This window comes from Streptomyces olivochromogenes, from assembly GCF_001514115.1.
In the GTDB taxonomy this organism is placed as follows: domain Bacteria; phylum Actinomycetota; class Actinomycetes; order Streptomycetales; family Streptomycetaceae; genus Streptomyces; species Streptomyces olivochromogenes.
Map to the genome: position 1 here is coordinate 169,342 of NZ_KQ948463.1, position 23,277 is coordinate 192,618.

A 23,277-nucleotide genomic window follows, 5' to 3' on the forward strand; every position below is an offset into this window, starting at 1 on the left:
CGGCAGGACCGTACCTCTACCCGCAAGCGCTTTCTAGTGCTCGGCGCGTTTTCACATGATTGCCAACTCCCAGGCGGCGAAAGCCCTTTCGCGAAATCGATTCAACTGTCAGTCTTCCGGACACCCGCACACCCCCACCTCCGAAGGAGGCACCCCCATGTCCGGATCCACCGGCAGATCCCTCGGACGCCGCACCTTCGTCCTCGGTACGACCGCGGCGGCCGTGAGCGCGACGGCCCTCACCCCGACGGCCGCCGCCGCTAGCTTCGGCTACACGGACGACGGCTCGAACTACGTCGTCGACACCGGCGCGAACCTGGTCTTCAAGGTCAGCAAGACCAACGGCGACCTGACCTCGCTCGTCTACCGCGGCACCGAGTACCAAGGCTACGGCGGCAAGAACTCGCACGTCGAGTCCGGCCTCGGCACCTCCACCGTGACCATCGCGCAGTCCGGTTCGACGATCCTCGTCTCCGTCGCGTACGGCACGCTCAAGCACTACTACGCGGCCCGCAGCGGCGAGAACAACGTCTATCTGTGGACCAACAAGGCCGACACCTCGGTCAGCGCCACCCGATACATCGTGCGCGTCAAGGCGGGCCTCTTCCTCAACGACGAGCCGGACTCCTACACGTACGCGCCCACCACCATCGAGTCCGCGGACGTCTTCGCGAAGTCCGACGGCCAGACCCGCTCCAAGCACTACTCGAAGCTCCGGGTCATCGACTACAGCTACATCGGCTGGACCACCGGAAGCGTCGGCCTGTGGATCGTGCGCAGCAACCACGAGAAGGCCTCCGGCGGCCCGTTCTACCGCTCCCTGCTGCGGCACCAGAGCGCGGACGGCGGCGGACTGTACGAGATCCTGTACTACGGCGAGAACCAGACGGAGTCGGAGCGCTTCGGCCTCCAGGGTCCCTACGTCATCGCCTTCACGGACGGCGGCGCGCCCTCCTCCTCGCTGTACGCGGGGAACCTCACCACCTCCTGGGCGGACTCGCTCGGCATCTTTGGGTACACGGCCGCGAGCGGCCGGGGCCGGGTCGCGGGCGTAGGTATCTCGGGGCGCGACACGGCGTACGCGTACACGGTCGGGCTCGCCAACTCGGCCGCGCAGTACTGGGGTTCGGCGCGGGCCTCGGACGGCTACTTCTCGATCACGGGTGTGCTGCCGGGGTCGTACACCCTCACGGTCTTCAAGGGCGAACTCGCCGTGTACACGTCGTCGGTGACGGTCACGGCGGGCGGGACCACGACGCTGAACAGCATCGCGATCCCCTCCTCCAACGACCCGTCCAACGCGAGCGCGATCTGGCGGATCGGCACGTGGGACGGCACGCCGGGCGGGTTCAAGAACGCGGACCTGATGACGTACGCGCATCCGTCGGACGTCCGGGCCGCGTCCTGGACCGGCAACGTGGTCGTCGGCAGCGGCACCGAGACCTCGGCGTTCCCCTGCTATCTGTGGAAGGACGTCAACAGCGGCATCATCGTGTACTTCAAACTGACCGCCGCCCAGGCCGCCGCCGCGCACACCCTGCGCATCGGCGTGACCACGGCCTACGCGAACGGCCGCCCGCAGATCGTGGTCAACGACACCTGGACCTCGGCCGTCCCCTCGCCGCCCACCCAGCCGAGCACCCGGTCGCTGACCGTGGGCTCCTACCGGGGCAACAACTACACGTTCACCTACAGCGTTCCCGCGTCCGCCTGGCTGACGGACACCAGTGCGTACAACACGCTGAAGATCTACGTGGCGAGCGGCTCGGGGTCGACGTCCTTCCTCAGCGCAGGCACCTCCATCGACGCCGTCGACCTACTGACCTGACGTCATGTCCCGCGCGTCCACTGCTGGTTGGTTCCACCGTTGCAGGTATAGGTGATGATCGCGGCGGAGTTGGCGGTGGACGCGCCGGACACGTCCAGGCACTCACCGCTCGCCCGGGCCTTGACCAGCACATAGCTGCCGGACGTGGTCAGACTCCACTGCTGGGCGGTGGCGCCGGTGCAGTTCTCCTGGGTGACACTGGCGGAGTTCTCCTGGAGGCACAGGGAACTGCCCCGGCCCATGAGTTCGTAGTAGCCGGTGCCCAGGTCCTTGAACCACCACTTCTGGTTGGTGCCGCTGTTGCAGGTGTACTGGCTGATCGCGACGCCCTGCCACAGCGACTGGCTGGGGACGTCCGCGCACTTGGCGCTGGACCGGCCGACGAGGGTGTTGTACGTGGCGCTCGTCCCCGCGATCGTGCCGGCGGTGGTGTCGACCGAGACCTCCGGGTACCAGGACATGGACATCGAGGTGGAGGTCGGGAAGGTCAACGGCAGCCAGACGTAACGCGAGTCGTTGACGGTCCCGCCGAAGGAGTTGCCCCAGCGGTCGCCCATGTACAGGTACGAGGTGCCCGAAGTCCCCTGGACCGGAAGGACGTACGCGGTCTGCGAGTTGTACGTCGTCGAGTCGCCGACGTCGGTCATCGCGGTCCAGGGGCCGGCGAGGCCGGTCGCGGTGGCGTACTGCTGCTGGTTGGCGTTCCAGCCCGTGGCTGCCGAGGTCAGCATGAAGTAGACGCCGCCCCGCTTGAACAGCGCCGGTGCCTCGCGGTGGCCGCCCACCCACGGGTTGGCGACCAGGCTGTCGATACCCGTGTAGTCGGGGTTGAGCTTGTAGATCTGCAGGTCGTAGTTCTCGCGGGCCGCCGACACCATGTAGCCGGTGCCGTCCGTGTCGACGAAGGTCGTGATGTCACGGGACATGTACTGGCCGAGCGGCTGGAAGCTGCTCTGGTAGGTGTAGTTCCCGTCGACCGTGTCCGAGACGGCGACGGCGGCGCGCGCCTCGCTGTAGTCGACGCCGTTCTCCTTGTGCATCCACATCACGAACTTGCCGGTGGACGCGTTGTAGATGACCTTCGGCCGCTCGATGTAGGCGGTGCCCAGCTCGGAGGCGCTGGACTGGGTCAGCACATGATTGCGGAACTCCCAGTTCTTCAGGTCGGTGGAGCGGTAGGCGTCCACGTACTTGAAGGTGTTGTCGGCGTTGCGGTCCTCGCCGAACCAGTAGTAGTAGCTGCCAACCTTGATCACCCCGCCGCCGTGCGCGTGCACGGCGTTGCCCGAAGTGTCGCTGAACTGCGTGCCGTTGGTGATGGTCTGGGCCGCCGCCTGGGCCGGTCCGGCGGTCGCCAGTGCCGCGGCGAGGGCACAGCACAGGGCGACAAGGATTGCGTACACACGTCTCATCTGACGCCTCTCGGAGGGGGTTCGAGATTTCGTACGGCATCTGTCATTACGAACGCCGAAAAGGTAAGGGTGTGTTACGGGAAGGTCAACGGGTCGCGCGTGACAAAGATGGATGCGAGATTTCTGTTATCGCCGCCGTCCGCGTACGTCTCCGATGACGTGCGCAGCCATACCCACAAGACAGCAGCCGCCGTTGGCGCCCTCGCGACCGTCGCCTTCCTGGTCACCGCGCCTCCCTCTTTCGGCTCCGTTCGCGCGACGGCCTCGGCCGTCGGCGGCCGTGACGCCACCGCCGACGTCCTCGCGGACCGGGACGTCACGCTCACCGGCGACACGGTGGTCACCGTGCCGTCCGGCACGACGACGTACGACGGGGTGTTCCGCGGCCGGGGCACCCTCACCGTACGCGGCGGCGGCACGCTGATCCTCACCAAAGACAGCGACTTCACGCTCCCGGCGGCCCGGCAGCGGCAGAAGGTGACCACCCAGGGAGGCAACCACCCGTATACCACCGTGAGCAACCCGGACCCGCCCGCGATCACCGTCGAGCGGGGCGCCACCCTCCAGTACGGCACCGGCGGCGGCACCGGTCTGATCGGCCATTTCCCCTACAACACGCCCGGCTACCAGCTGAACCAGCTCAACGTGCGCGTCGACGGCACCCTGCGCCTCTCCCTCACCCGCACCTTCAACATCGGCACCATCAGCGGCTCGGGCCTGGTCACCCAGCCGCGCGACATGTGGGGCACCCTCGACCTGGCGGGCACCCACCCCTTCTCCGGAGTGATCGACAACGGCACCGGCATGGCGGTGGGCCGCCCCGAGTACCCGGTGGCGCTCCCGAACGCCCGCGCCATCCTCAACCAGGGCTCCTGGATCATCGACACCCCGCTTCACCAGACGATCACCCTGCGCCAGAACTTCTACCAGCGCGCGTACGGCAGTGACGTCAACGTCCACTCGCGGCCCGGCAGCAAGGTCGTGCTCACCGGCCAGTACGGCTACAGCGACCAGGGCGGCGACACCGACCCGTCGTTGAGCGACCCGGACATCAACTGGCGCCCCATTGCTCATCAGTTGAACAAGCGCGGCACCAACATCGAGGGTGCGGACGTCCAGTGGGGCGACGGGACCACCCACAAGATCTTCATGCCGGGGACGAAGGACACCGTCTACATCAACCTGCACATGGCGAGCGGCGTCCGGTCCCGGCTGACCTTCGCCTACGACGGTCCCGTCACCCTGGGCGCGCCCATCGGCGGCGGCCGGTACCACGACACACTCGCCGCGCCCGGCGCCGGGGACGTCGTGATCAAGGGGACGCCCGGCAACGACGTCACCTTCGCGGCGGAGCAGCACTACGACGGGTCGACGACCATCGAGAAGGGCGCCGTGCTGCGGCTGGGCTCGGGCGCGCGGGGCGGTGACGGCTCGCTGATGACCGGCACCGAGCGCAGACGGATCGTCGACGACGGCACGCTGATCGTGCGGAACGCCGCAACTCCCCTGTCACTGTCCCGAATTGACGGCACCGGCGGACTCACCCAGTCGGGCGCCGCGACGACGACCCTGACGGGCGGCGAGGTGTCGTACACGGGCCCGACGACGATCACCAAGGGCACGCTCGCCCTCGCCTCCGGCGCCACGCTCGCGCACAGCAAGGCGATCCGGCTCACCTCGGCCGGTGCACGCCTGGACGTGCGGACGACGGGACTTCGGGTGTCCACGTCCCTCAGCGGCAAGGGCACGGTACGGGGCGCGGTCGTCAACGACGGCGAGGTCGCCGGCGCCCTCACGGTAACCGGCGACTACACGCAGGGCGCGAAGGGCACGCTGGTCCTGCGCGACAAGCCCCTGAAGGTGACGGGTGCGGTCCGGCTGGCCGGGGACCTCGATCTGCCGGCCGCCGCGACCGGCCCCGCCCGCGAGATCAGGGTGCTCGACCACACCGGCCGCGCCAGGACGACCGGCGCCTTCTCCGGCCTGCGCGAGGGCGCCTCGGTCGAGCTCGCCGACACCACGTACCGGATCAGCTATCGCGGGGGCGACGGCAACGACGTCACCCTGAAGACCGTACCGAAGCACCGGACCTCGGCCCCGTCCCCCTCCGCGTCCGGCGCTCCGTCCGTGCGGAACTCCACCGCCGTCGGCGAGAGCGAGAACACGAGCTCGTGGTGGCCGCTGCTGCTCGCACCGCTGCTGGCCGCGCTCGCCGTGCCGGTGGTCCGGCGGGGCCGGTCACGGCGACGCGGCGGACGGCGGCACGCCTCCCGGTGAGTCATGGGGGGACGAGTGGGTCATGGGCGGGCGACGGTCACCCCGCGTTCCGCGAGCGCCGTCATGACGGGGTCGGGATCTCCTTGGTACTCGCGATACCACATGCGGTAGGGCATGGTGACGTGCTTCAGGGACGGCAGGTCGAGCAGGGGGCGGCAGTCCTCCAGGTCGCGGCAGTGGCCCAGGTTGATCTTCGTGAGTTCGGACAGTCCCGTCAGCGCGCCGAGGTCCCGCAGCTCGGACAGGCCCCGGACGTCGAGTTCGCGGAGGCTCGTGTGGCCGGCCAGGCGGGACACGTCCTTCCATTCCAGGCCGGACAGGCAGAGCGTCTCGATTCCCCCGGCGGGTATGCCCTGCGCCAGGGGGCAGCTGATCAGACTCAGACTCCGCAGGCCGGGGCACTCCTCCAGGGCACGCAGCGAGTCCAGGACGGGGTTGCGGGAGAAGACCACCTCGCGCAGCGGGGAGCCCGCCAGGCCGTCGCCGTCCGTGAGCAGGGGGCAGTCCAGGACGGTCAGCTTGCTCAGCGCGGGCAGGCCGCCGAGACCGTCGAGGTCGGTCAGGGACGGACAGTCCTGGACCCAGAGGGTGCTCAGCGCCGTCAGGCCGGAGAGTTCTCCGAAGGTGCGCAGGTTGCGGCAACGGATGACCGACAGGTCAGCCAGTCGGTCGTGGCCCACGAGGCCGAGTGGGGACAGATCGCGGAGCTGGTCCAGCCCGGTCATGGAGAGCCTTTCCAGCAACGGAAGGGCACCGAGCGCGGAGAAGTCCCGCAGGGACGGGCAGTCGAGGACGCCGACCGATTTCAGGAGGCGCAGTGACGCGACGTCCCGCAGGGAGGTGAGCCGTTCACTCCCCCGGACATACAGGCGGGTGAGGTTCGTCAGTGTCGACAGTCCGCTCAGGTCGGCCAGTTCGGGGCACCCGTGGATGCCGACCTTGGTCAAGCGGGGATGGACCCCGAATCCGTCGACGCTCTTCAGGCGGGGACATTCGTCGAGGGTCAGCTCGGTGAGGTCGGACAGCGCGTCGATGCCCCGCAGGTCGCGGAGTTGGCCGCAGCTGCGCAGGTCGAGGTGGGTGACGGCGGGCACGTCGCGCAGGCGGCTCAGGTCGCGGATGCCGGTCCAGCCGAGGTCGAGGTGGGTGAGCCGGCGCAGCCCGGACAGCTGACCGGCGTCCTTGAAGGCCCGGCAGCCGCGCAGCGTCAGGGTCTCCAGGGCGGGGAAGGCCGCTCCGAAGCCGGGTGTGGCACGCACCTTGGTCATGCTCAGGTCCAGCTCGCGCAGCCTGCCCAGGGCCAGCAGCGGGGTCGTGTCCGCGACGGCCCGGCAGCGGTGCAGATTGAGCCGGGTCAGCTCGGCGAGGCCGCCGAGGGGGGTGAGGTCCTCGATGCCCGCGCACCCGTTGAGATCGAGATCCCTCAGCTCGCCGAGTGCGCCGACCTCGGTGAGGTCCGTGATCTCCTTGAGGCGGTCGAGGTGGAGGCCGCGGAGCATGGTGAGGTGCCGCAGCCCCCGGAGCGAGGCGGTGCGCCGCAGCCGCAGCTCGGTGCGGCCCTCGCGGCGGAAGGCCGGGGCGAGCAGGGCCTCGCAGAAGCCGTCGGGGTCGGCGGCCGTCGGCCACAGCCGTAACAGCAGCTCCGAGGGGTAGTCGGCGATCCGGGCGAAGCGGACGGCCAGGTCGAGCGCCTCCCCGTCGTCGGCGAGCGTGACGAGTTCCCGGACGGCCTTGCGGGCCTGGGCCGGTTTGGCGCTCTCCAAGAGGGCGCGCAGCGAGTCGAGTCGGGGTGCGGCGCCGTCGCCGTGGTCCGAAGTCATGAACGGGACTGTAGGGGCAGGGTCCGACAACGCCCCCGCCCCCTTCGTCAACGGCCGGTCGGTGCCGGTGGGAAGCCCAGGAGCGGGGCGAGTTCACGCGCCTCGGCCGCCCAGCCGGCGAGGAAGACGAAGGCCGACCCCCGCTCCCGGTAACGCCGTTCGGCGGCCACCTCCCTCTTGCCGCCGTAGTCGAGCTGCCGCGCCTCGCCGGCGCGGGCGAGCATCAGGGGCGCGAGCCAGTCGTACTTCACCGCCGAGGCGCACATGCCCAGGCGTACGAGGCGTTCGTCGCCGCGCCAGCCGCTCTCGCGCAGCCCGTGCACATGGGCCCCGTACGCGGCCGCCGCCAGCTCGGGCAGTCGGGCCGCGGGCAGGAACAGGTCCCAGACGGTGTCGGGGATGTAGTTGCCGAGATCCTCGCCGAGCGCGCCGTCCCCGGCGAACGCCCAGTCGATGAGCGCGCTGTCCGGTCCGTGGGACACGACGCTGGCGGGCCACTGGTCGAGGTGGCTGAAGACGCGCGGCAGGGACTCCATGATCCCGAGGAACCACTCCCGGTCCTGCCTCAGCCGTACCATCGCCTCCCGCACCCCGGCCGGGAAGTGGTCGCGCACCAGCGGATGCCGCCACGCCGCGTCGTCGTCCAGCAGTTCCTGGCCGACGGTCCGCGCGGAGATGTAGTCACGGAGGAAGCGACGGGAGAGCCAGGGCCGGTCCCAGCCGGGGGCGGCGCCGTGGGTGCCGTGGATGCCGTCGGCGCCGTGGGTGTCATCCGCGCCGTGGGTGCCGTGCGCGCTGTCGGCGCCCTGTGTGAGCGCCGCTCCGTGCGCGGCGCCCAGGCGCCGCGCGTGCTCGGCGTGGCGGGCGATCGACCACGTTCTGCCGGACTCCCCCGGCACGTCCTCCAGCCACAGCGCGACGTCGCCGTCCGGGCGGTCGACGGAGGCGAGCAGCCGGGGGGCGGTGATGCCCCACGGCTGCCAGCTCCGGGCGAGCCCGGACTCGTACACATGGGCCTCGCGGCGCCAGAAGTTCCAGTGCCTGGGGTCGTCGGACGCGTCCCAGGAGCCGCCGGTGCCCTTGCCCCGGGTGAGCACCTTCAGGACGACGGAACGATCACCGGCCGTGACACGCCACACACCGCCGGTGACGCCGTTCTTGAGGTTGTGGACGAGTGGTTCGAAAACGGCCCGATCCGCCGGGGTCCCGAGGATCTCCCGCACTTCGACGCGGAGGATCTCACCACCTTCGGCGTCGAGTTGATCGACTTCACGCATGCCCCCAGGCTAGGGCCGGTTCTCCTCACCAGGTGGACATAACGGGTCGCGGCCGTCCCCATCGACTAGCGTCGTGACATGACCAGCGACACCCCCCGCAGCGCTTCCTCCCCCTCCCTTTCCCCGTCCCCCTCCCTCGCCGACGCCCTCGCCTCCGGAACGGTCGTCCTGGACGGCGGCATGTCCAACCAGCTGGAGTCGGCCGGGCACGACCTGAGCGACGAGCTGTGGTCGGCGCGGCTGCTCGCCGAGCGGCCCGAGGCGATCACCGAGGCACACCTCGCGTACTTCGAGGCGGGCGCGGACGTGGCGATCACCTCCAGCTACCAGGCCACCTTCGAGGGCTTCGCGAAGCGCGGCATCCCGCACGGACGGGCGGCCGAACTCCTCGGCCTCAGCGTGGAGCTGGCGCGGGAGGCGGCCCGCCGCGCGCACGCGAAGGGTGCGACCCGGCCGCTGTGGGTGGCCGCGTCGGTCGGCCCGTACGGGGCGATGCGCGCGGACGGCTCGGAGTACCGGGGGCGGTACGGGCTGAGCGTCGCCGAGCTGGAGCGGTTCCACCGCCCGCGCCTGGAGGTGCTGGCCGCCGCCGCGCCCGACGTACTGGCCCTGGAGACCGTGCCCGACGCCGACGAGGCCGAGGCACTGCTGCGGGCGGTACGCGGGCTCGGCGTACCGGCGTGGCTGTCGTACACCGTCGCCGGGGACCGTACGCGGGCCGGGCAGCCCCTGGAGGAAGCCTTCGCCCCGGCCGCCGACGCGGACGAGATCATCGCGGTCGGCGTGAACTGCTGCGCCCCCGAGGACGTGGACGGCGCGGTGGAGACGGCGGCGCGGGTGACCGGGAAGCCGGTGGTGGTGTATCCGAACAGCGGCGAGATGTGGGACGCCGAGGCGCGGGCCTGGAACGGGCTGTCGACCTTCACGGCCGAACAGGTGACCGGCTGGCGGCGGGGCGGGGCACGGCTGATCGGGGGGTGCTGCCGGGTGGGCCCGGGAGCGATCGCGGGGATCACCCGGGCGCTGACGCCGGTGCCGTGAGCGAGCGCCGACACCTGTGCGGTGATCGGGCACTGACGCCGGTGCGGTGACCGGGCGCTGACGTCCGTGCGGTGATCGGGTGCCGACGTCCGTGCAGTAACTCCCGCGAAGCACGCGCTCAACGAGGGCTTCACGGGCGGGTGATGGAGTCCCCGTACTCGTCAGCCGATCATGGAGGCCCTCTTGAGCGAGCCCACCACCGAGCAACTGGACGCCTACGTACGGACCCGCCTCGCGCTCGCGGGGTTCGACCTCTCCCTGCTGCCCGAGGTGTTCGACGCGGCGACGGGGGTGCCCACACGGGACCAGGTACTGGCCAACCTGCGGTCGTTCGTGGCCTCCACCCCCGGCGCGATATCCGGCTGGGCACCGCCCGCCGAGGGCCCCGCGTACGCGCAGCAGGCCTCGCCGCCCCTCATCTACCCCTCCATCACGGAGGCCTGGACGGGGAAGGCGGACGCCCGATGAGCAGAGCCCTCAACCGCCGGGTGTTCCTGGCGAGTTCGACGGCCGTGGCGAGCGGGGTCGCCCTGCGGACGGCCACCGCGGCGCGGGCCTCCACGACTCCCCGTGTCCCCGACATCCACGTACGCGAGGCGGCCCTGGACGACCCCACCGAGGCCACACTCACCGAGGCCGTCGTGCTGATGCGGCGCGGGAAGCTGACCTCGACGACCCTCACCGAGGCGTACCTCGACCGGATCGAGCGGTACGACGGGACGTATCAGGCGTACGCGGAGGTGACCGCGGACGCTGCGCTCGCGACGGCGCGCAAGGCGGACCGGGGGCAGGGAGCCCGGGGCGTACTGCGCGGGATCCCGCTCTGCATCAAGGACAACTACTTCACCCGGGGCGTGCCGACGCGCTGCAACTCCTCCCTCTTCGAGGACTTCGTGCCGGACGAGGACGCGACAGCCGTGGCCCGGCTGAAGGCGGCCGGCGGGATCGTGCTCGGCAAGGGGCAGATGGGGCCGCTGGCCACCACCCGGGCGACGAAGCCGAACGGGACGGTGACCACGGTCAACGCCTGGACGCCCGGGGACCCGGGCGTCGACCCGGGCGGCTCCTCGACCGGACCGGCCTGTTCGGTCGCCGGACGCATGGCGGCGTCCTCGATCGGCACCCAGACCGGCGGCTCCATCGTGCTGCCCTCCAACCAGCAGAACCTGACCGGTCTGAAGCCGACCATGGGCCGGGTGTCCATCCACGGCGTCATCCCGCTGTCCTTCACCCGCGACCACTCGGGGCCGCTCGCCCGCGACGCCATGGACGCGGCGCTCATGCTCCAGGTCATGGCCGGTCCCGACGCGAAGGACCCGCGCACGCTGGGACTTCCGGCCGTGCCCGATCTCGTACGGGCCGCCACGCCCGTTCTCTCGCGCGGCGGGGCGGTCCGGACGCGCCGGGCCACCCGGATCGGGGTGCCGTCGGACTTCCTGGCCGCGCAGAAGGAGTTGCGCACCGCCCTCCTGAACCAGCTGGACGCGATTGCCGGCGTCACCCTCGTCGACATCGCCTATCCCGCCGACTGGACCCTGCTGACCGGCGCCTTCAACGCGGCCCGGCTCGCCGAGCGCACCGAGCCGTTCCGGCACTGGCTGCGTGAGGACCCGGCCAAGTTCGGTGTCTCGCTGCTCAGTTGGCTCCAGGGGCTGATGCTCTCGGGCGACGAGTGGATCACCGCCCAGCGTGCCAAGAACCATCTGCTGCGAGAGGTCCTGGACGGGCTCATGAACCGCTGCGACGTGCTCCTGCAGACCGGGCCCGTCCCCTTCGACATCCTCGGGCTGCCCGAGATCGCCTTCCCCATCGGCTTCGACGCGGGCGGGGTGCCGGTGGGCGCGATCCTCGGCGGGCAGCCCTACGAGGAGGACCGGCTGCTGGAGGTCGCCGCCGCGTATCAGGCGGTCACCGACTGGCACACGCGCCGACCCGCCGACCCGGTCCCGGCCGCCGCGCGTCTCAGGGCCGCGATCGCCCGCCCCCGGCTCTCGGCGGAAGAGGTGGCCACGAGCTCGGCCTGACGGCCATGACCCGGCGGGGCCGGCGCGGGCGCGGCGAGGGGGCGGACTCCGGGGAGCTGAGCGGGGCACCGGGCCGCCCCGACTCGGCTTCCCACAGCGCCAGTTCACGGTCGCGCGGTCCGAGTACGGTGTGCGGTGCGCCCGCGCCGAAGATCCGGACCGGGTGCGAGGCGTCCCAGGGCTGCCAGCCCGGGTCGCCCTCGACCGCGAACCGCACCCACGCCGCGTGCATCGCGTCGGCCAGTTCCTGCGGGGCCCCCGGGCCCGCGAGCTGCGCCGCCTGGGGCACCTCCACGGTGTCGAAGACGAAGCCGAGCTCCAGGGCGTGGCAGGCGCCGAGGCCCGGCACGTTGGAGGGCCAGGCGAACTCGTAGACATACGCGGGTGTCCGCGATGGACGGGCATCGGCGAGCCGGTGCAGCGGCACCCGCAGCAGATGGTCGGTGACCATCTGCCCGACGAGGTCCGCGGTGCCCGCCCGCGGATGGATCGCGCGATAGCCGCGGGGCACCTCGTGGCCGCAGCGGCAGCGGGCCATGGCACCGGCCAGGGCGACGGGACCCAGCCGGTCGACACGCTCCAGCAGACCTCCCGGGGCCAGCCACAGCCGGTACTCCTCGCTGGTCCAGCCCAGCAGCAGTTCGACGCCGGGCGCGCCGCCCGCGCCGCCCGCGAGGAGTGCCTCCATGGGGTCGCGCGGGACGAGGTCGCCGTCGACGACGATCCCGAAGGCGGGCCCGCCGAGGACCGGGCTGCTGAGCCTGGCCACGTCGGCCTGGGCGCGCAGCAGCAGGGCGCGGTCCACGGCGGCGAACGCCCGCGCCGTCGCCGGGACCTTCAGCCGGGTGGCCATCCTGCGCACCATGCGCCGCACCTTGTCGCGCTCGCTCGCCTCAGGCGGTCCGCTCTGCAGGACGGCCCGCCGGAACAGCCCCTGGGCGCGCGGGCTTGCCAGCAGCGCCCCGATGCTGATGGCCCCGGCCGACTCACCGAACACGGTCACCCGGTCCGGGTCGCCGCCGAACCGCGCGATCGACTCCCGCACCCACTCCAGCGCGGCGAGCTGGTCGCGCAGCCCGGCGTTGGGCGGCGCGTCCGGGAAGAGCCCGTAACCCTCCACACCCAGCCGGTAGTTGATCGAGACGAGGACGACACCGTCGCGTGCGAAGCCGTGGCCGTCGTAGACGGGCACGGCCGACGAGCCGCGGGTCAGGGCGCCGCCGTGGATCCACACCATGACGGGCAGCCGGGCCCCGGGGCCGGGCTCCGGTGTCCAGACGTTCAGGTTGAGGCAGTCCTCGCCGGGCACCACGGGGTCGGCGAGGAGCCGCGCGAACGCCTCGGAGTACGGGGGCTTGGGCGGCGTCGGCCCGAACTCCCCCGCGTCCCGCACACCGTCCCAGGGCTCGGGCGGGACGGGTGGCCGGAAGCGGCGGGCGCCGAACGGCGGGGCCGCGTAGGGGATGCCGCGGAAGACGGCGACCCCGTCCTCGTACCGGCCGCGCACCGCTCCGTAGGGAGTGGTGACCACCGGGTCGTGCGTCCGTGAAACCGAGTCCACCGCGTCCACCGCCATCCGCCCACCAGCTCCTCACCCGGCACGTCGTGTCCTTCCACAGCAGAGCATCACACCGCCTGCGCCCATTCCCCGGCAGGCCACGGGTGATCAGGCGAGGCCCGACCAGCCCAGGACGGTCTGGACGAGGAGGACCGTGGACATGGCGGCCACGCCGACGACCACGGTGGTGGCGGCGACGCGGTGGCGCGGGCTGTTGGCCGCGGGGCCGAGCAGGGAGCGGCGGTTGGTGAGGACCAGCAGGTAGACGAGGACGACGGGGCTGATCAGGCCCTGGAGGACCTGGGTGCCGATCAGCAGCTGGATGACGTTGACGGGAGTGAGGGCGACGACGGCGCCGAGGGCGATCTGGGCGGTGAACAGGCCGAGGAACAGCGGGGCGTCGCGGAAGCTGCGGGAGACCGATCGTTCCACGCCCGCGGCCTCGCCGACGGCGTAGCTCGCGGACAGCGGGACCACGGCTCCGGCGAGGGCGGAGGCGCCGATCAGGCCGAGGGCGAAGAGCAGTTCGGCGCTCTGTCCCGCGACCGGTTCGAGGGCCTTGGCGGCCTCGGCGGCGGAGGTGAGCGGCCCGGCGCCGCCGATGGCCGAGGCGGTGGCGATGATGATGGTCAGGCTGATGACGCAGGCGAAGACCGCGCCGAGGACCGCGTCGGCCCGGATCAGGGGGTAGTCCTCGGGCTTGGCGCCGCGGTCGACGACGCCGGCAGCGGCGTAGAACTGCATGTAGGGGCTGACGGTGGTGCCGATCAGCGCGACCGCGAGCAGGATGAAGGCCTTGCCGCCCTCCATGTGGGGGATGACCAGGTGGGAGCCGACCTGGCCCCAGTGCGGGTGGCCGAGGATCATGGCGACGGGGTAGGTGAAGAAGGCCAGCGACATGATCAGGAAGATGCGTTCGGCCCAGCGGTAGGAGCCGAACAGGACGAGCGACCACAGCAGGATCGCGGCCGGGGGGATGACGGCCCACTTGGGGACGCCGAGGAGTTCGAACGCGGCGCCGATGCCCGCGAACTCGCTCACGACCAGGCCGGTGTTGGCCAGCAGCAGACAGCACACGGCGAGCGCGGTGAGGCGGAGGCTGAACTGTTCGCGGATCAGCGCGCCGAGGCCCTTGCCGGTGTACGCGCCGAGCCGTACCGCCATCTCCTGGACCATGACCAGGGCGACGGTCACCAGCACCATGAAGAACAGCGTGCCGTAGGCGAACTGGGAGCCCGCGGAGGCGTACGTGGCGATGCCCGCGGCGTCGTTGCCCGCGTTCGCGGCGACCAGACCGGGGCCCGCGACCGTGGCGACGACGGCCAGGCGTCGCAGGCCCTTGCGGCGGACAGGGGACCCGGCGACCGCCTCGACGGAGGCGGCGGCAGCGGCATCGACGGAGGCGGCGGCGGCGGCGGCACCGACGGGGACGGGGGCGGCGGCGTCGAGTTCGCGGGTCACTGCAGGAACCTCCGGAAGTGCAGCCGGCCGCGCTCGGGCAGCACGGCGTCGAGGATGTCGTCGGCCAGGATCCGGCCGAGCGGGCGCTCGGCGTCGTCCACGACGAGGAGCGAGGAGGCGCGGGCGGCGACGAGCTGGTCGGCGGCCTCGGCCAGGCGGGTGTCGGGGCGTACGACGGCGGGCGGCCCGAACTGGGCCAGCCAGACCACCAGATCGGCCACGGAGGCGGTGTCGTCGGCCACCGCCACGTCGAACAGGGAGATGTCACCGATCAGGCGGCCGTCGTCGTCGAGCACCGCGACCGCGTCGATCTCGGTGCGGTGCTCGGCCTCGGCGGCCAGATCCGCCCGCACCTGGGCGACGGTCCGGTCCTTCGTCGTGGTGACCAGCACGGTCGTCATCGCGCCGCCCGCGGTGCCCTCGCGGTGGGTCAGCAGTCCCCGCAGTTCGGCCGCCTCGGCGGTGGGCATGCGCGTGAGCAGGGTCTCGCGTTCGTCGGGGGTGAGGTCGCGCAGGGCGTCGGCGGCCTCGTCCGGTTCCATCTCGTCCACCAGCCGGGCGGCGTGCTCGGGGCGGGCCTCGCGCAGCAGGTTCTCCAGCTCGGCCGGTTCCATCTCCTCCAGGGCGTCGGCGGCCTGCTCCGGCTCCAGCCAGCCCAGCAGTTGCTGGCGCTCGCTGCGGCCGAGGTCCTCGAGGATGTCGGCGAGGTCGGCCGGGCGCAGGCGGTGCAGCGCGGAGCGGGAGGCGCGCAGCCGTACCTCGGCGGGGCCGTCGGTGGCCTGCTCGGCGAACGGCGCCACGGACTGCCAGTCCAGCACCCGTTCCGGGGTCGGCCGGGCCTGCCAGCGGCGCGGGCCCAGCCGCCGCAGCAGGGTCGGCAGGGAGACGTCCACACCGACCAGCACCACCTTGTCGACGAGCGGTGCGAGGTACAGGTCGGCGGCCCGGGTGACCTGCACGCCGTCCACGTCGACGAGTTGGTGGTCCAGTACGTCCCGGGCGAGCAGCACCTCACCGGGGCGGCGGGCGAAGTCGCGCAGGTCCACGCGCGCGGACCGCAGCCTTACATGACCGGCGTGCACCTTCTCCAGCGCGTCCGCGGGCAGGAACGCCCGCCGTCGGCCGATGCGGATGATCAGGCCGGTGACCGGCGGGTACGGCTCGGGTCCGTAGAGCCGGGCGACCACGTCCACGACGCGGCCGACCTCCTCGCCGGCCTGGTGGGTGACCGGGGCGCCGATCAGCCCGGCCAGGGAGACGAGGGAGGCGCGGACCGCCCTGGAGGCGGTGGCGCGGCGCTCCAGATGGACCCTGCGGTCGCGCAGGCGGGCCGTGGTGGACATGCGCCGAGTGTTGGCGGCCAAGGTGAACACCCCCTGGCCCCGGCATGGCGGGGCGGCAGGGCGGCACGGGACGGTACTCCCCCGGTGACCGGCATCGGACCGCACGCACAGACCACGACGTCCCGTTCGGCACAGGCCGGGCGGGTACGGCGGAGTGCCGCGTCAGCCGGACGGGGCGGGGAGGGGCTGTCCCGGGCCGCGGAAGGACGGCGAGAAAAGCGAGGACAACGCGGGCAGGGGCCGACTGTGGCCCGGACTACTGTCCATCACGCCTCCTCCCGGTCCTCACGCGTGCGGACGCCTCACCGAACGAGGTATCCGGTCAAGCCGCGGCAAGACTACGTCTCCCCCACCCCGGTCACCGGCTTCATGACCAGCCCTTGACCGCTTCCCTGTCGGGCTCCTACCTGCGGGGGATGTCGTACCGGGCACGAATTGGTTGCGGCCCGGGCTCCCGGCGGTGGCCGGTGGCGGCACTGCGGCAGCATGACGGCCCATGAGCAGAGACCGCTACGTCGACTTCCTGCGCGCGTGGGCGATCAGCCTGGTGGTGCTCGGCCACTGGCTGATCACCGCCCTCGTCCGGGAGCCCGGCGGGGAGATCCGCGCGCCGGAGCTGCTGGCGACCGTGCCCTGGACCCAGTGGCTGACGCTGGGGTTCCAGATCATGCCGCTGTTCTTCCTCGCCGGGGGCCATGCGGCGGGCGGCAGTTGGGCGCGGGCCCGGGCGGCGGGCGGTACGGCCGCCGGATGGGTCGGAGCGCGGGCGCTGCGGCTGCTGCTTCCGGCCGCCGTGTACAGCGGACTTGTGCTGTCCGCCGTAGGGATCTGCTCGGCGGTCGGCGTGGACCCGAACACCCTTGAACTGGTGGGCTGGGCGATGGCGATGCAGTTCTGGTTCCTTCCGGTGTATCTGCTCCTCAGCGCTCTGACCCCGCCGCTGCACGCGGCGCACCGGCGCTGGGGGCTCCTCGTCCCGGTGGCGATGGGCGCGGTCGCCCTCGTGGCCGACACCCTGGTGGTGACGGTGCACACGCCGTACGTCGGACTGCTCGACTACGTGCTCGTCTGGGGCGTGGCCTACCAACTGGGTTTCTGCTGGCGGGACGGCCTGCTGACGGAGCGCCGGCCGCTCCCGGCGGCGCTGGCGGCGGGCGGCGGGCTGGCCTTCACCGCGCTGATCACCCTCGGGCCGTTCCCGGTCAGTCTGATCCTGGTGACCGGGCAGACCCCGAGCAACACCGATCCGCCGTCGGCGGCAATGCTGGCGTGGGCGGTGGCCCAGGTCGGCCTGTGCCTGCTGGCCGCGCCCGCGGTACGACGGCTGCTGGACCGCGAGCGGGTGTGGCGGGCGGTGCGCCCCGTGGGCGGCGCCAGCATGACGCTGTATCTGTGGCACATGCTGCCGGTGCTGATCGTCGCCGCCGCGTTCTATCTGACCGGCCTCGCGCCCGAACCCACCCTCGGGTCCGCGGCCTGGTGGGGACTCCGGTTGCCGTGGCTCCTCGTGCTCGGCGTCGTCCTGACCGGTGTCGTGCGGGCGCTGCGTCCCCTGGAGCGCGGGCTGAGCCTCCTCTACGAACGGACGCGCCCGGACGCCGACTTCTCCCGCTCCTCCGGCTCCTCCCTCTCCTGGCTGCCCTGGCTCGGTCTGGCGGCGAGCGTCACCGCCCTGACCCGCTTCGCCACCCGGGGCTTCGCCCCCGACGGCCGGTTCCCCGTCCTGCCCTCGCTGGGCCTGCTGTTGGGCACGACGCTGCTGACCGCACGTCGCCGGACGACAACCGACCGGGACACCGGGGAGCCCAAGGAGGCTCTGAGAGAGGCCGCCTGACGCGACGTCGGGACCCGTCGGCGGGTCGGGCGGCAGACTGCGGCAGATCGGGCGGTCGGGCGGTCGGCAGATTTCAGGACTTTCCCCGTGTCGCCCATGGCTTCGTGGAAGGCTGATCGGTCCGGTCAGAGCCGTCCGAGGAGCTCTCTTTGGTGCACATCGCGAAGGAAGACGCCGAGATCATCCGACGGGGCTGCGGTCCCGGGGTCGTCGAGGAACTCATCGACTGGGCGCGGGAGGAGGGGCTGACGGCACTGTATGTGCGGCGCCCCCTGTGGAGTGTGCCCGGCAGAAGCTACACGGGCGCCTCGCTCCTCGCGGTGGAATGCGCGCCTCCGGCCCGGATGCTCATCGTCAAGGTCCTCCCCGCCGGCGCGTCCGCCCGCGAACCCGGGGCGCTGAGCGCGGCGCTGGACGCGGCCCCGGACTTCGCCCGGCGTCACCTGGTGGGACAGCCGTTCCCCGCCCGGGGCCTTCCGGACGGTCGGACCCTCATGTTCCAGGAAGCGGCGGGCGACAGCCTGCGGAACAGCACGCCGTTGGGTTCGCTCGACGGCGAGGAGGCCGACCACGTGCTCGCGGAGGTCGTGCGCGGGTTGCTGACCGAGTGGAACGGTCCCACCGAGGAGCGGGCACAGGCCGCCGTCCCCGAGCCGGTGACCGCCTCGGAGTTCCTGCGCGCCGAACTGGGCGACGCCTGGGAGGGCGGCGGTTCGGTCCGGGCCTGGGGTCGCGGCCTGGGCATCCTGGAACACTCGCCGCCCTGGGTCTACAGCGACGGACTGCGCCTGCCCAACCCCTACCTGATGGTGACCGGCGGCTCCACCGCGCTGCCCGATCCCTCCGTACGCGTGCTGCGCGGCCGCGCCCACGGCGATCTGCACCTGGACAACATCATCGTGTCCCGCCGGGAGAAGGAGATCCGCGCGGGCGAGTACCGCCTGATCGATCTGTGCACCTTCCGCGAACGGGCCTCGCTCGGCCGCGATCTCGCGACGCTGCTGCTGTCCGCCCTGGTCCCCCACATCCGGCACCCCCTGCCGCCGGACCAGCGCCACGCCCTTCTCCGGTTCGTGGTCGACCCGGCCGCCACGCATCGCGCCGAGATCGTGCCGAAGGCGGCGGCGCGGGTGGCCGCCGTCCGGGACACGGCGCTGCGGATCATGCGCGAGCGGCGCTGGAGCGACTCCTGGGAACTTCAGTTCCTGCTCTCGCTCCAGGCCCAGGCGCTGCTGTTCACCTCGTACACCGACCTCGGCGACACCGGTCGTACGTGGTGCGCGCGGCTCGCTGCGCACGCGGCCGGAGAACTGCTGGGGCGTACCGCCGTGGACGGGACGGCGGATCGGCCGCATGTGCGGGCCGCCAGGGATTCGTTCGAGATGCCCGGACTGACCGGGCCGCGCGCGCCGGCGGCCCCCGCCTTCGTACCGGACCAGGCGCCCCGCCGGAAGCTGTGGAGTGCGGAGTCGGGGGTGCGGGACAAGGAGGCCGTGGTCGGGTTCGGACCGGACCACACGGTCGTGGTCGTGGACGGGCGCGGAGGCGTCGGGCGGTGGACCGTCTCGGGTGAGGAACTGCCCGGCGTCGGGGGCCGGTCACCGGAGCTGCGGCTCGGGCACCAGGCCCTGGTGGCCTCCCTGACCCACAGCGTCGTCGCGGCCCGTCCGGAGGCACTGGACATCGCACACTTCCCCCGGGACGGCGGCGTGCGGCGCGCGGACCCGGTCCGCCTCGGTACCGATCACTTCCTGGTGACCAGCGGCGGCGACATCCTGGCGACGCACGACAAGAGGCGGCTGACGGTACGGAGGTTCGACGACGGGACGCCGATCGAGTCCGTCGTGTGCCCGCCGGCCCTGGCGGCGAGCGCTGTCAGCACCGACGGTTCCGTGATCGCCATGGCGAGTTCGAGGAGGGTCCACATTCACCGGAGGGGCGGCGAGCCACTGGTGAAGGAGACCGAGAACAGCCTGCCGTACGCCAGGAACCGGCTCCTGCGCGCGGCGCTGCCCGACCCCGGGTGCTGGCTGGCGGTCTCCCCGTCCGGCGGCCACGTGGGGTGCGTGACCTTCGCGGAGGTCGTGGTGTGGAGCGTCGACGACGACAAGGAGGTCTACCGCAGACCGCTGGGAGACCGGGAGAGCCTCGAAGGACTCGGTGCGGCACAGATGCGTCTGGTGTGTACGGACACGGGCACCCTGCTCTGGCTCAAGCGCGGCCGGCTCGTGTGCCCCACCGTCGGACCGGCCGGGACCCAGCTTCAACAGTCCGGCTACTACAACGACTTCGCCGCCACCCGTGACGGACGGCGGATCGCGACGCTCGACACCACGGGCCGGCTGGACGTGTGGGAGACCTGACGGCGACCGGGGCACGGAGACGTGCGGGAAAGGCCTCCGAAGGGGGCACCGGGGCGTGCGGGAACACCTTCCGAAGGGGGCGCGCGGTGGCACACATCCTCTCCAGCACGCGCCCCTTGTGAAACGCACTCCGATTGCCGGAGCGGAAGTGCCGAGCGTGCCCACACGCCGCCTTTCGGCTGACTAGCGTGACCGTCACATTTTGTGTCCGGGCGGGCCGACTTGGCCTGCCCGGACGCATGTCACCAGCACGCGAACCGGGACGCGACCGGTCCCGGCCGGTCCGTCGGTCCGTCAGTCCGCCGGTCCGCCGCTCCGCCGCTCCACAGAGGGACAACTGTGAATCTCGACAAGCAACAACGGGACGCCCCCGAGCCGCCGCCCGCTCCACGCCGTCAGCGGGGTATTCCGCGGTGGGTCGAACTGCTCGTCCTCGCCGCGACGGCCGTGGGCGGCTTCTTCGGCGGTCAGGTGGTCGTGATCAACAAGGATTCCGGCGGCGACGCGAAGCCGTCGGCCCAGGCCACCGTGACCGCGACCGTGACAGCCACCTCGACCGTCACGGCGAGCCCCTCCGAGACCACTCTCGCCGAGGGCGAGACACCCACCGACGACCCGAGCGCCCCCTCCGGGAGCCCCGCCCCGGGCCGACGGACCTTCCTCGCGGACCTGGGCGTGGTGGACGGCGGGGGCTCGGTGAACGCCTCCCCCGCCACGCTGCTCGGCCGGAGTTACCCGAAGGCCGTCCGGCTCAACTGTGACGAGGCCGGAAAGAGCGCCGTGTACAACGTCAGCGGCTACAAGACCCTCCAGGCCTCGGTGGGCATCGCCTCCGATTCGTACAACGCCATCGGGTCGGTCGGCTCCGTCTCCGTGACCAGCGCCTCCGGGAACCCGATCGGCCGCCCCGTGGAGACCCGTTCCAGCTCCGTCACGAAGCTCTCGGTCGACATCTCCGGGCAGGACCAGGTGAAGATCACCTGTGTCATGACGAAGACCGGCTCGGAGGGCATGTCCTACTTCACCACGGCACTGGGAGACGCCGTCCTGATCGCCTGACCGCGCCCGCTCGCACGGTCGGCACGACCCGGCGCACGTTCGGTATTTCGAGAGTTTCAGCCCGCGAGGAGTCCCCTGGACTTCCGTCAATCCTTTCCCCTTCACGTCGTATTGAGGCGGGCTTAGTGTAGAAAGCGTTTGCTACGCGGTCGCGGTGCGGTCGCGCGAGCAGTGCTGTTCGAAACTTTCGACGGGCCCTCGGGCGGGCCGGGGAGGCGGGCTCTCATGGTGCGTACGGGAAGCGTGGCCGGGCCGACGCTGGCGGTCGTCGCCCGTGCGGCGGGGGTCTCGGTGCCGACGGCGTCGAAGGTGGTCAACGGCCGGGAGGACGTCGCACCGGAGACCCGCCGCCGGGTCACCGAGGCGCTCGACCGGCTCGGCTACGTCCGCAGACCCCGCTTCGAGGCGGCAAAGCCGCCGGGGCTGGTCGACCTCGTGGTGCACTCGCTGGAGAGCTCCGCGTCGGGCGCGGTGCTGCACGGGGTGGAGGGCGCGGCGCACGACGCGGGCCTGGAGGTGGTCGTCTCGGCCGGCCTGCCCCGGACCGGGGGCGGGCGCCCGGAGCGCGACTGGCTGGACAAGCTCACCACGCGGGGCTCGGCGGGCGTGCTGTTCAACCTGGCCGAGCTCACCTCGTCCCAGTACGCCTGGCTGGAGCAGCACCGCATCCCGTTCGTGATGATCGACCCGGTGCTCGAACCGCCGCCCGGTGTGGTGTCGGTGGGTGCGGCCAACTGGCAGGGCGGGGTGCTGGCGACGGAACATCTCCTCTCCCTCGGCCACGAACGCATCGGCGTCATCGGTGGCTTCCGCCGCAGGATGTGGGGCGGCGCCCGGGTCGCGGGTCACCGCTCGGCCCTCGCCTCGGCCGGGATCGGGCACCGCCCCGAGTACGTCCGTTACGGCGGCTTCAGCGAGACCGGCGCCCACCGCCGCATGCGGGAACTCCTCGACCTCCCCGAGCCGCCCACCGCCGTCTTCGTCTGCTCCGACCGGATGGCTCTCGGCGCCTACCAGGCCTTGTCCGAGCGGGAGTTGCGCGTCCCGGACGACTTCAGCGTGGTCGGCTTCGACGACCTTCCCGAGTCGCGCTGGGCCACCCCGGCCCTCACCACCGTGCGCCAGCCGCTCTCCGAGATGGCCGCGACGGCACTGCGCCTGCTCGTGCGAATGATGGCGGGCGAGCAACCCGAGGGCACACGTACGGAGTTGTCGACGCGTCTGGTGGTACGGGCGAGTACGGGGCCGGTACCGAGCGGTCGGAGGGCGGCCGAATCCCTCAGAGGGCGGCCGCCCAGGTGATGCCGCCGAGCAGATGCGCACGGAAGTCGGGGTCCTCGTACGCCTCCGGGGCGTGCCCGAGCGCGGTGTAGAAGACCCGTCCCGCGCCTTGTTCCCTGCACCACACGAGGGGATGGTCCCGGCCCATGCCTCCGCCCTCGTACGAGGATTCGTCGGCGGAGGCGAGAACGCGGACCGCGTCGCGCGGGTTGGCGCGGAAGTCGTACCACTCGTCGGTGAACTCCCAGACGGTGGGCAGGTGTTGGGTCGCGGGATGTCCGCGGTCCTCGACGACGGCCTTGCCCGGCTGGTACTCCGGGTGCCGGTCGAAGCGCGCGCCGAGGAGTTCGCCGTAGTACGGCCAGTCGTACTCGGTGCAGGCGGCGGCGTGCACTCCGACGAACCCGCCGCCGCCCTCGACGTACGCCGCGAGCCGGGTCCGTCCGGGCGGGGTCAGCACGTCCCCGCTGGTGGAGAGGAAGACGACCGTCGCGTACGGGTCGAGGGGCGTCTCGAACGCGGCCGGGTCCTCGGTGGCGTCGACGTCGAAGCCGTGGGCCGCGCCCAGGGAGCGTACGGCGGCGACGGCAGCCGGGATGGAGTCGTGCCGGTAGTCGGCGGTGCGGGTGTAGACGAGAACACGGGTGGTCATGGGCGCGAGCCTAGGGCCGGGGATCGTCTTCGGCGTCGTTGTCGGGT

The 23,277-nt window shown here is 71.9% G+C and carries 16 protein-coding genes; 9 read left to right on the forward strand and 7 right to left on the reverse strand.

The genetic code is table 11. The features are described 5' to 3' along the window. The first annotated feature begins 157 nt into the window (after positions 1-157). Entirely contained in the window at positions 158-1,828 is a 1,671-nt protein-coding gene (locus AQJ27_RS31045) for a rhamnogalacturonan lyase B N-terminal domain-containing protein (protein ID WP_067375757.1), read from the forward strand. 2 nt (positions 1,829-1,830) lie between these two features. Here AQJ27_RS31045 and AQJ27_RS31050 read toward each other — a convergent pair whose 3' ends face one another. Further along, entirely contained in the window at positions 1,831-3,240 is a 1,410-nt protein-coding gene (locus tag AQJ27_RS31050) for an RICIN domain-containing protein (RefSeq protein ID WP_067375759.1), read from the reverse strand. A 159-nt stretch (positions 3,241-3,399) separates the two neighbouring features. Between AQJ27_RS31050 and AQJ27_RS31055 the strand changes: the two genes are divergently transcribed. Further along, positions 3,400-5,517: an autotransporter gene (locus AQJ27_RS31055; RefSeq protein WP_067375761.1), complete on the forward strand. Its 2,118-nt coding sequence runs from the start codon at positions 3,400-3,402 to the stop codon at positions 5,515-5,517. A 20-nt stretch (positions 5,518-5,537) separates the two neighbouring features. Here AQJ27_RS31055 and AQJ27_RS31060 read toward each other — a convergent pair whose 3' ends face one another. Both AQJ27_RS31060 and AQJ27_RS31065 read right to left on the reverse strand, forming a co-directional pair. Next, positions 5,538-7,337 (reverse strand): leucine-rich repeat domain-containing protein, encoded by a 1,800-nt coding sequence (locus tag AQJ27_RS31060; RefSeq protein WP_067375763.1) that lies wholly within the window; start codon positions 7,335-7,337, stop codon positions 5,538-5,540. A 47-nt stretch (positions 7,338-7,384) separates the two neighbouring features. Beyond that, complete coding sequence (locus tag AQJ27_RS31065; protein WP_067375765.1) at positions 7,385-8,614, reverse strand: aminoglycoside phosphotransferase; 1,230 nt, start codon at positions 8,612-8,614, stop codon at positions 7,385-7,387. Positions 8,615-8,692: 78 nt separating this feature from the next. On the opposite strand from AQJ27_RS31065, the gene mmuM reads away from it, so the two are divergent. From mmuM to AQJ27_RS31080, 3 genes are all read left to right on the forward strand, one after another. Further along, positions 8,693-9,655: a homocysteine S-methyltransferase gene (mmuM, locus tag AQJ27_RS31070; RefSeq protein WP_067375767.1), complete on the forward strand. Its 963-nt coding sequence runs from the start codon at positions 8,693-8,695 to the stop codon at positions 9,653-9,655. 183 nt (positions 9,656-9,838) lie between these two features. Beyond that, positions 9,839-10,123 (forward strand): hypothetical protein, encoded by a 285-nt coding sequence (locus AQJ27_RS31075; protein ID WP_133257668.1) that lies wholly within the window; start codon positions 9,839-9,841, stop codon positions 10,121-10,123. Next, entirely contained in the window at positions 10,120-11,679 is a 1,560-nt protein-coding gene (locus AQJ27_RS31080) for an amidase (RefSeq protein ID WP_067375771.1), read from the forward strand. The genes AQJ27_RS31075 and AQJ27_RS31080 overlap by 4 nt, the downstream gene beginning before the upstream one ends. On the opposite strand, the gene AQJ27_RS31085 is transcribed toward AQJ27_RS31080, so the two are convergent. The 3 genes from AQJ27_RS31085 to AQJ27_RS31095 form a co-directional block, all read right to left on the reverse strand. Next, positions 11,618-13,255 (reverse strand): carboxylesterase/lipase family protein, encoded by a 1,638-nt coding sequence (locus tag AQJ27_RS31085; protein WP_079065381.1) that lies wholly within the window; start codon positions 13,253-13,255, stop codon positions 11,618-11,620. The two genes, AQJ27_RS31080 and AQJ27_RS31085, sit on opposite strands and share 62 nt — an antisense overlap. Before the next feature lie 90 nt (positions 13,256-13,345). Continuing rightward, positions 13,346-14,698, reverse strand: coding sequence for an NRAMP family divalent metal transporter (locus tag AQJ27_RS31090; RefSeq protein ID WP_235613797.1), 1,353 nt, complete (start codon positions 14,696-14,698; stop codon positions 13,346-13,348). Then, positions 14,695-16,041, reverse strand: coding sequence for a magnesium transporter MgtE N-terminal domain-containing protein (locus AQJ27_RS31095; RefSeq protein WP_067375773.1), 1,347 nt, complete (start codon positions 16,039-16,041; stop codon positions 14,695-14,697). Before AQJ27_RS31095 ends, AQJ27_RS31090 begins: the two co-directional genes overlap by 4 nt. A gap of 496 nt (positions 16,042-16,537) precedes the next feature. Between AQJ27_RS31095 and AQJ27_RS31100 the strand changes: the two genes are divergently transcribed. The 4 genes from AQJ27_RS31100 to AQJ27_RS31115 all read left to right on the forward strand — a co-directional run bounded on the left by AQJ27_RS31100 (position 16,538) and on the right by AQJ27_RS31115 (position 22,599). After that, positions 16,538-17,875 (forward strand): acyltransferase family protein, encoded by a 1,338-nt coding sequence (locus tag AQJ27_RS31100; protein ID WP_067375775.1) that lies wholly within the window; start codon positions 16,538-16,540, stop codon positions 17,873-17,875. Between the two features lie 149 nt (positions 17,876-18,024). Beyond that, on the forward strand, positions 18,025-20,238 hold the full coding sequence (locus tag AQJ27_RS31105) for a hypothetical protein (RefSeq protein ID WP_067375777.1): 2,214 nt from the start codon (positions 18,025-18,027) through the stop codon (positions 20,236-20,238). Between the two features lie 339 nt (positions 20,239-20,577). Beyond that, on the forward strand, positions 20,578-21,297 hold the full coding sequence (locus AQJ27_RS31110; RefSeq protein WP_067375779.1) for a hypothetical protein: 720 nt from the start codon (positions 20,578-20,580) through the stop codon (positions 21,295-21,297). A 225-nt stretch (positions 21,298-21,522) separates the two neighbouring features. Next, positions 21,523-22,599, forward strand: a complete 1,077-nt coding sequence (locus AQJ27_RS31115) for a LacI family DNA-binding transcriptional regulator (RefSeq protein ID WP_067375781.1) — start codon at positions 21,523-21,525, stop codon at positions 22,597-22,599. Here the strand turns inward: AQJ27_RS31115 and AQJ27_RS31120 are convergent. After that, positions 22,577-23,230 carry a ThuA domain-containing protein gene (locus AQJ27_RS31120; protein ID WP_067375783.1) on the reverse strand — a complete coding sequence of 218 codons (654 nt, stop codon included), beginning with the start codon at positions 23,228-23,230 and terminating at the stop codon, positions 22,577-22,579. The two genes, AQJ27_RS31115 and AQJ27_RS31120, sit on opposite strands and share 23 nt — an antisense overlap. Between the last annotated feature and the right edge of the window lie 47 nt (positions 23,231-23,277).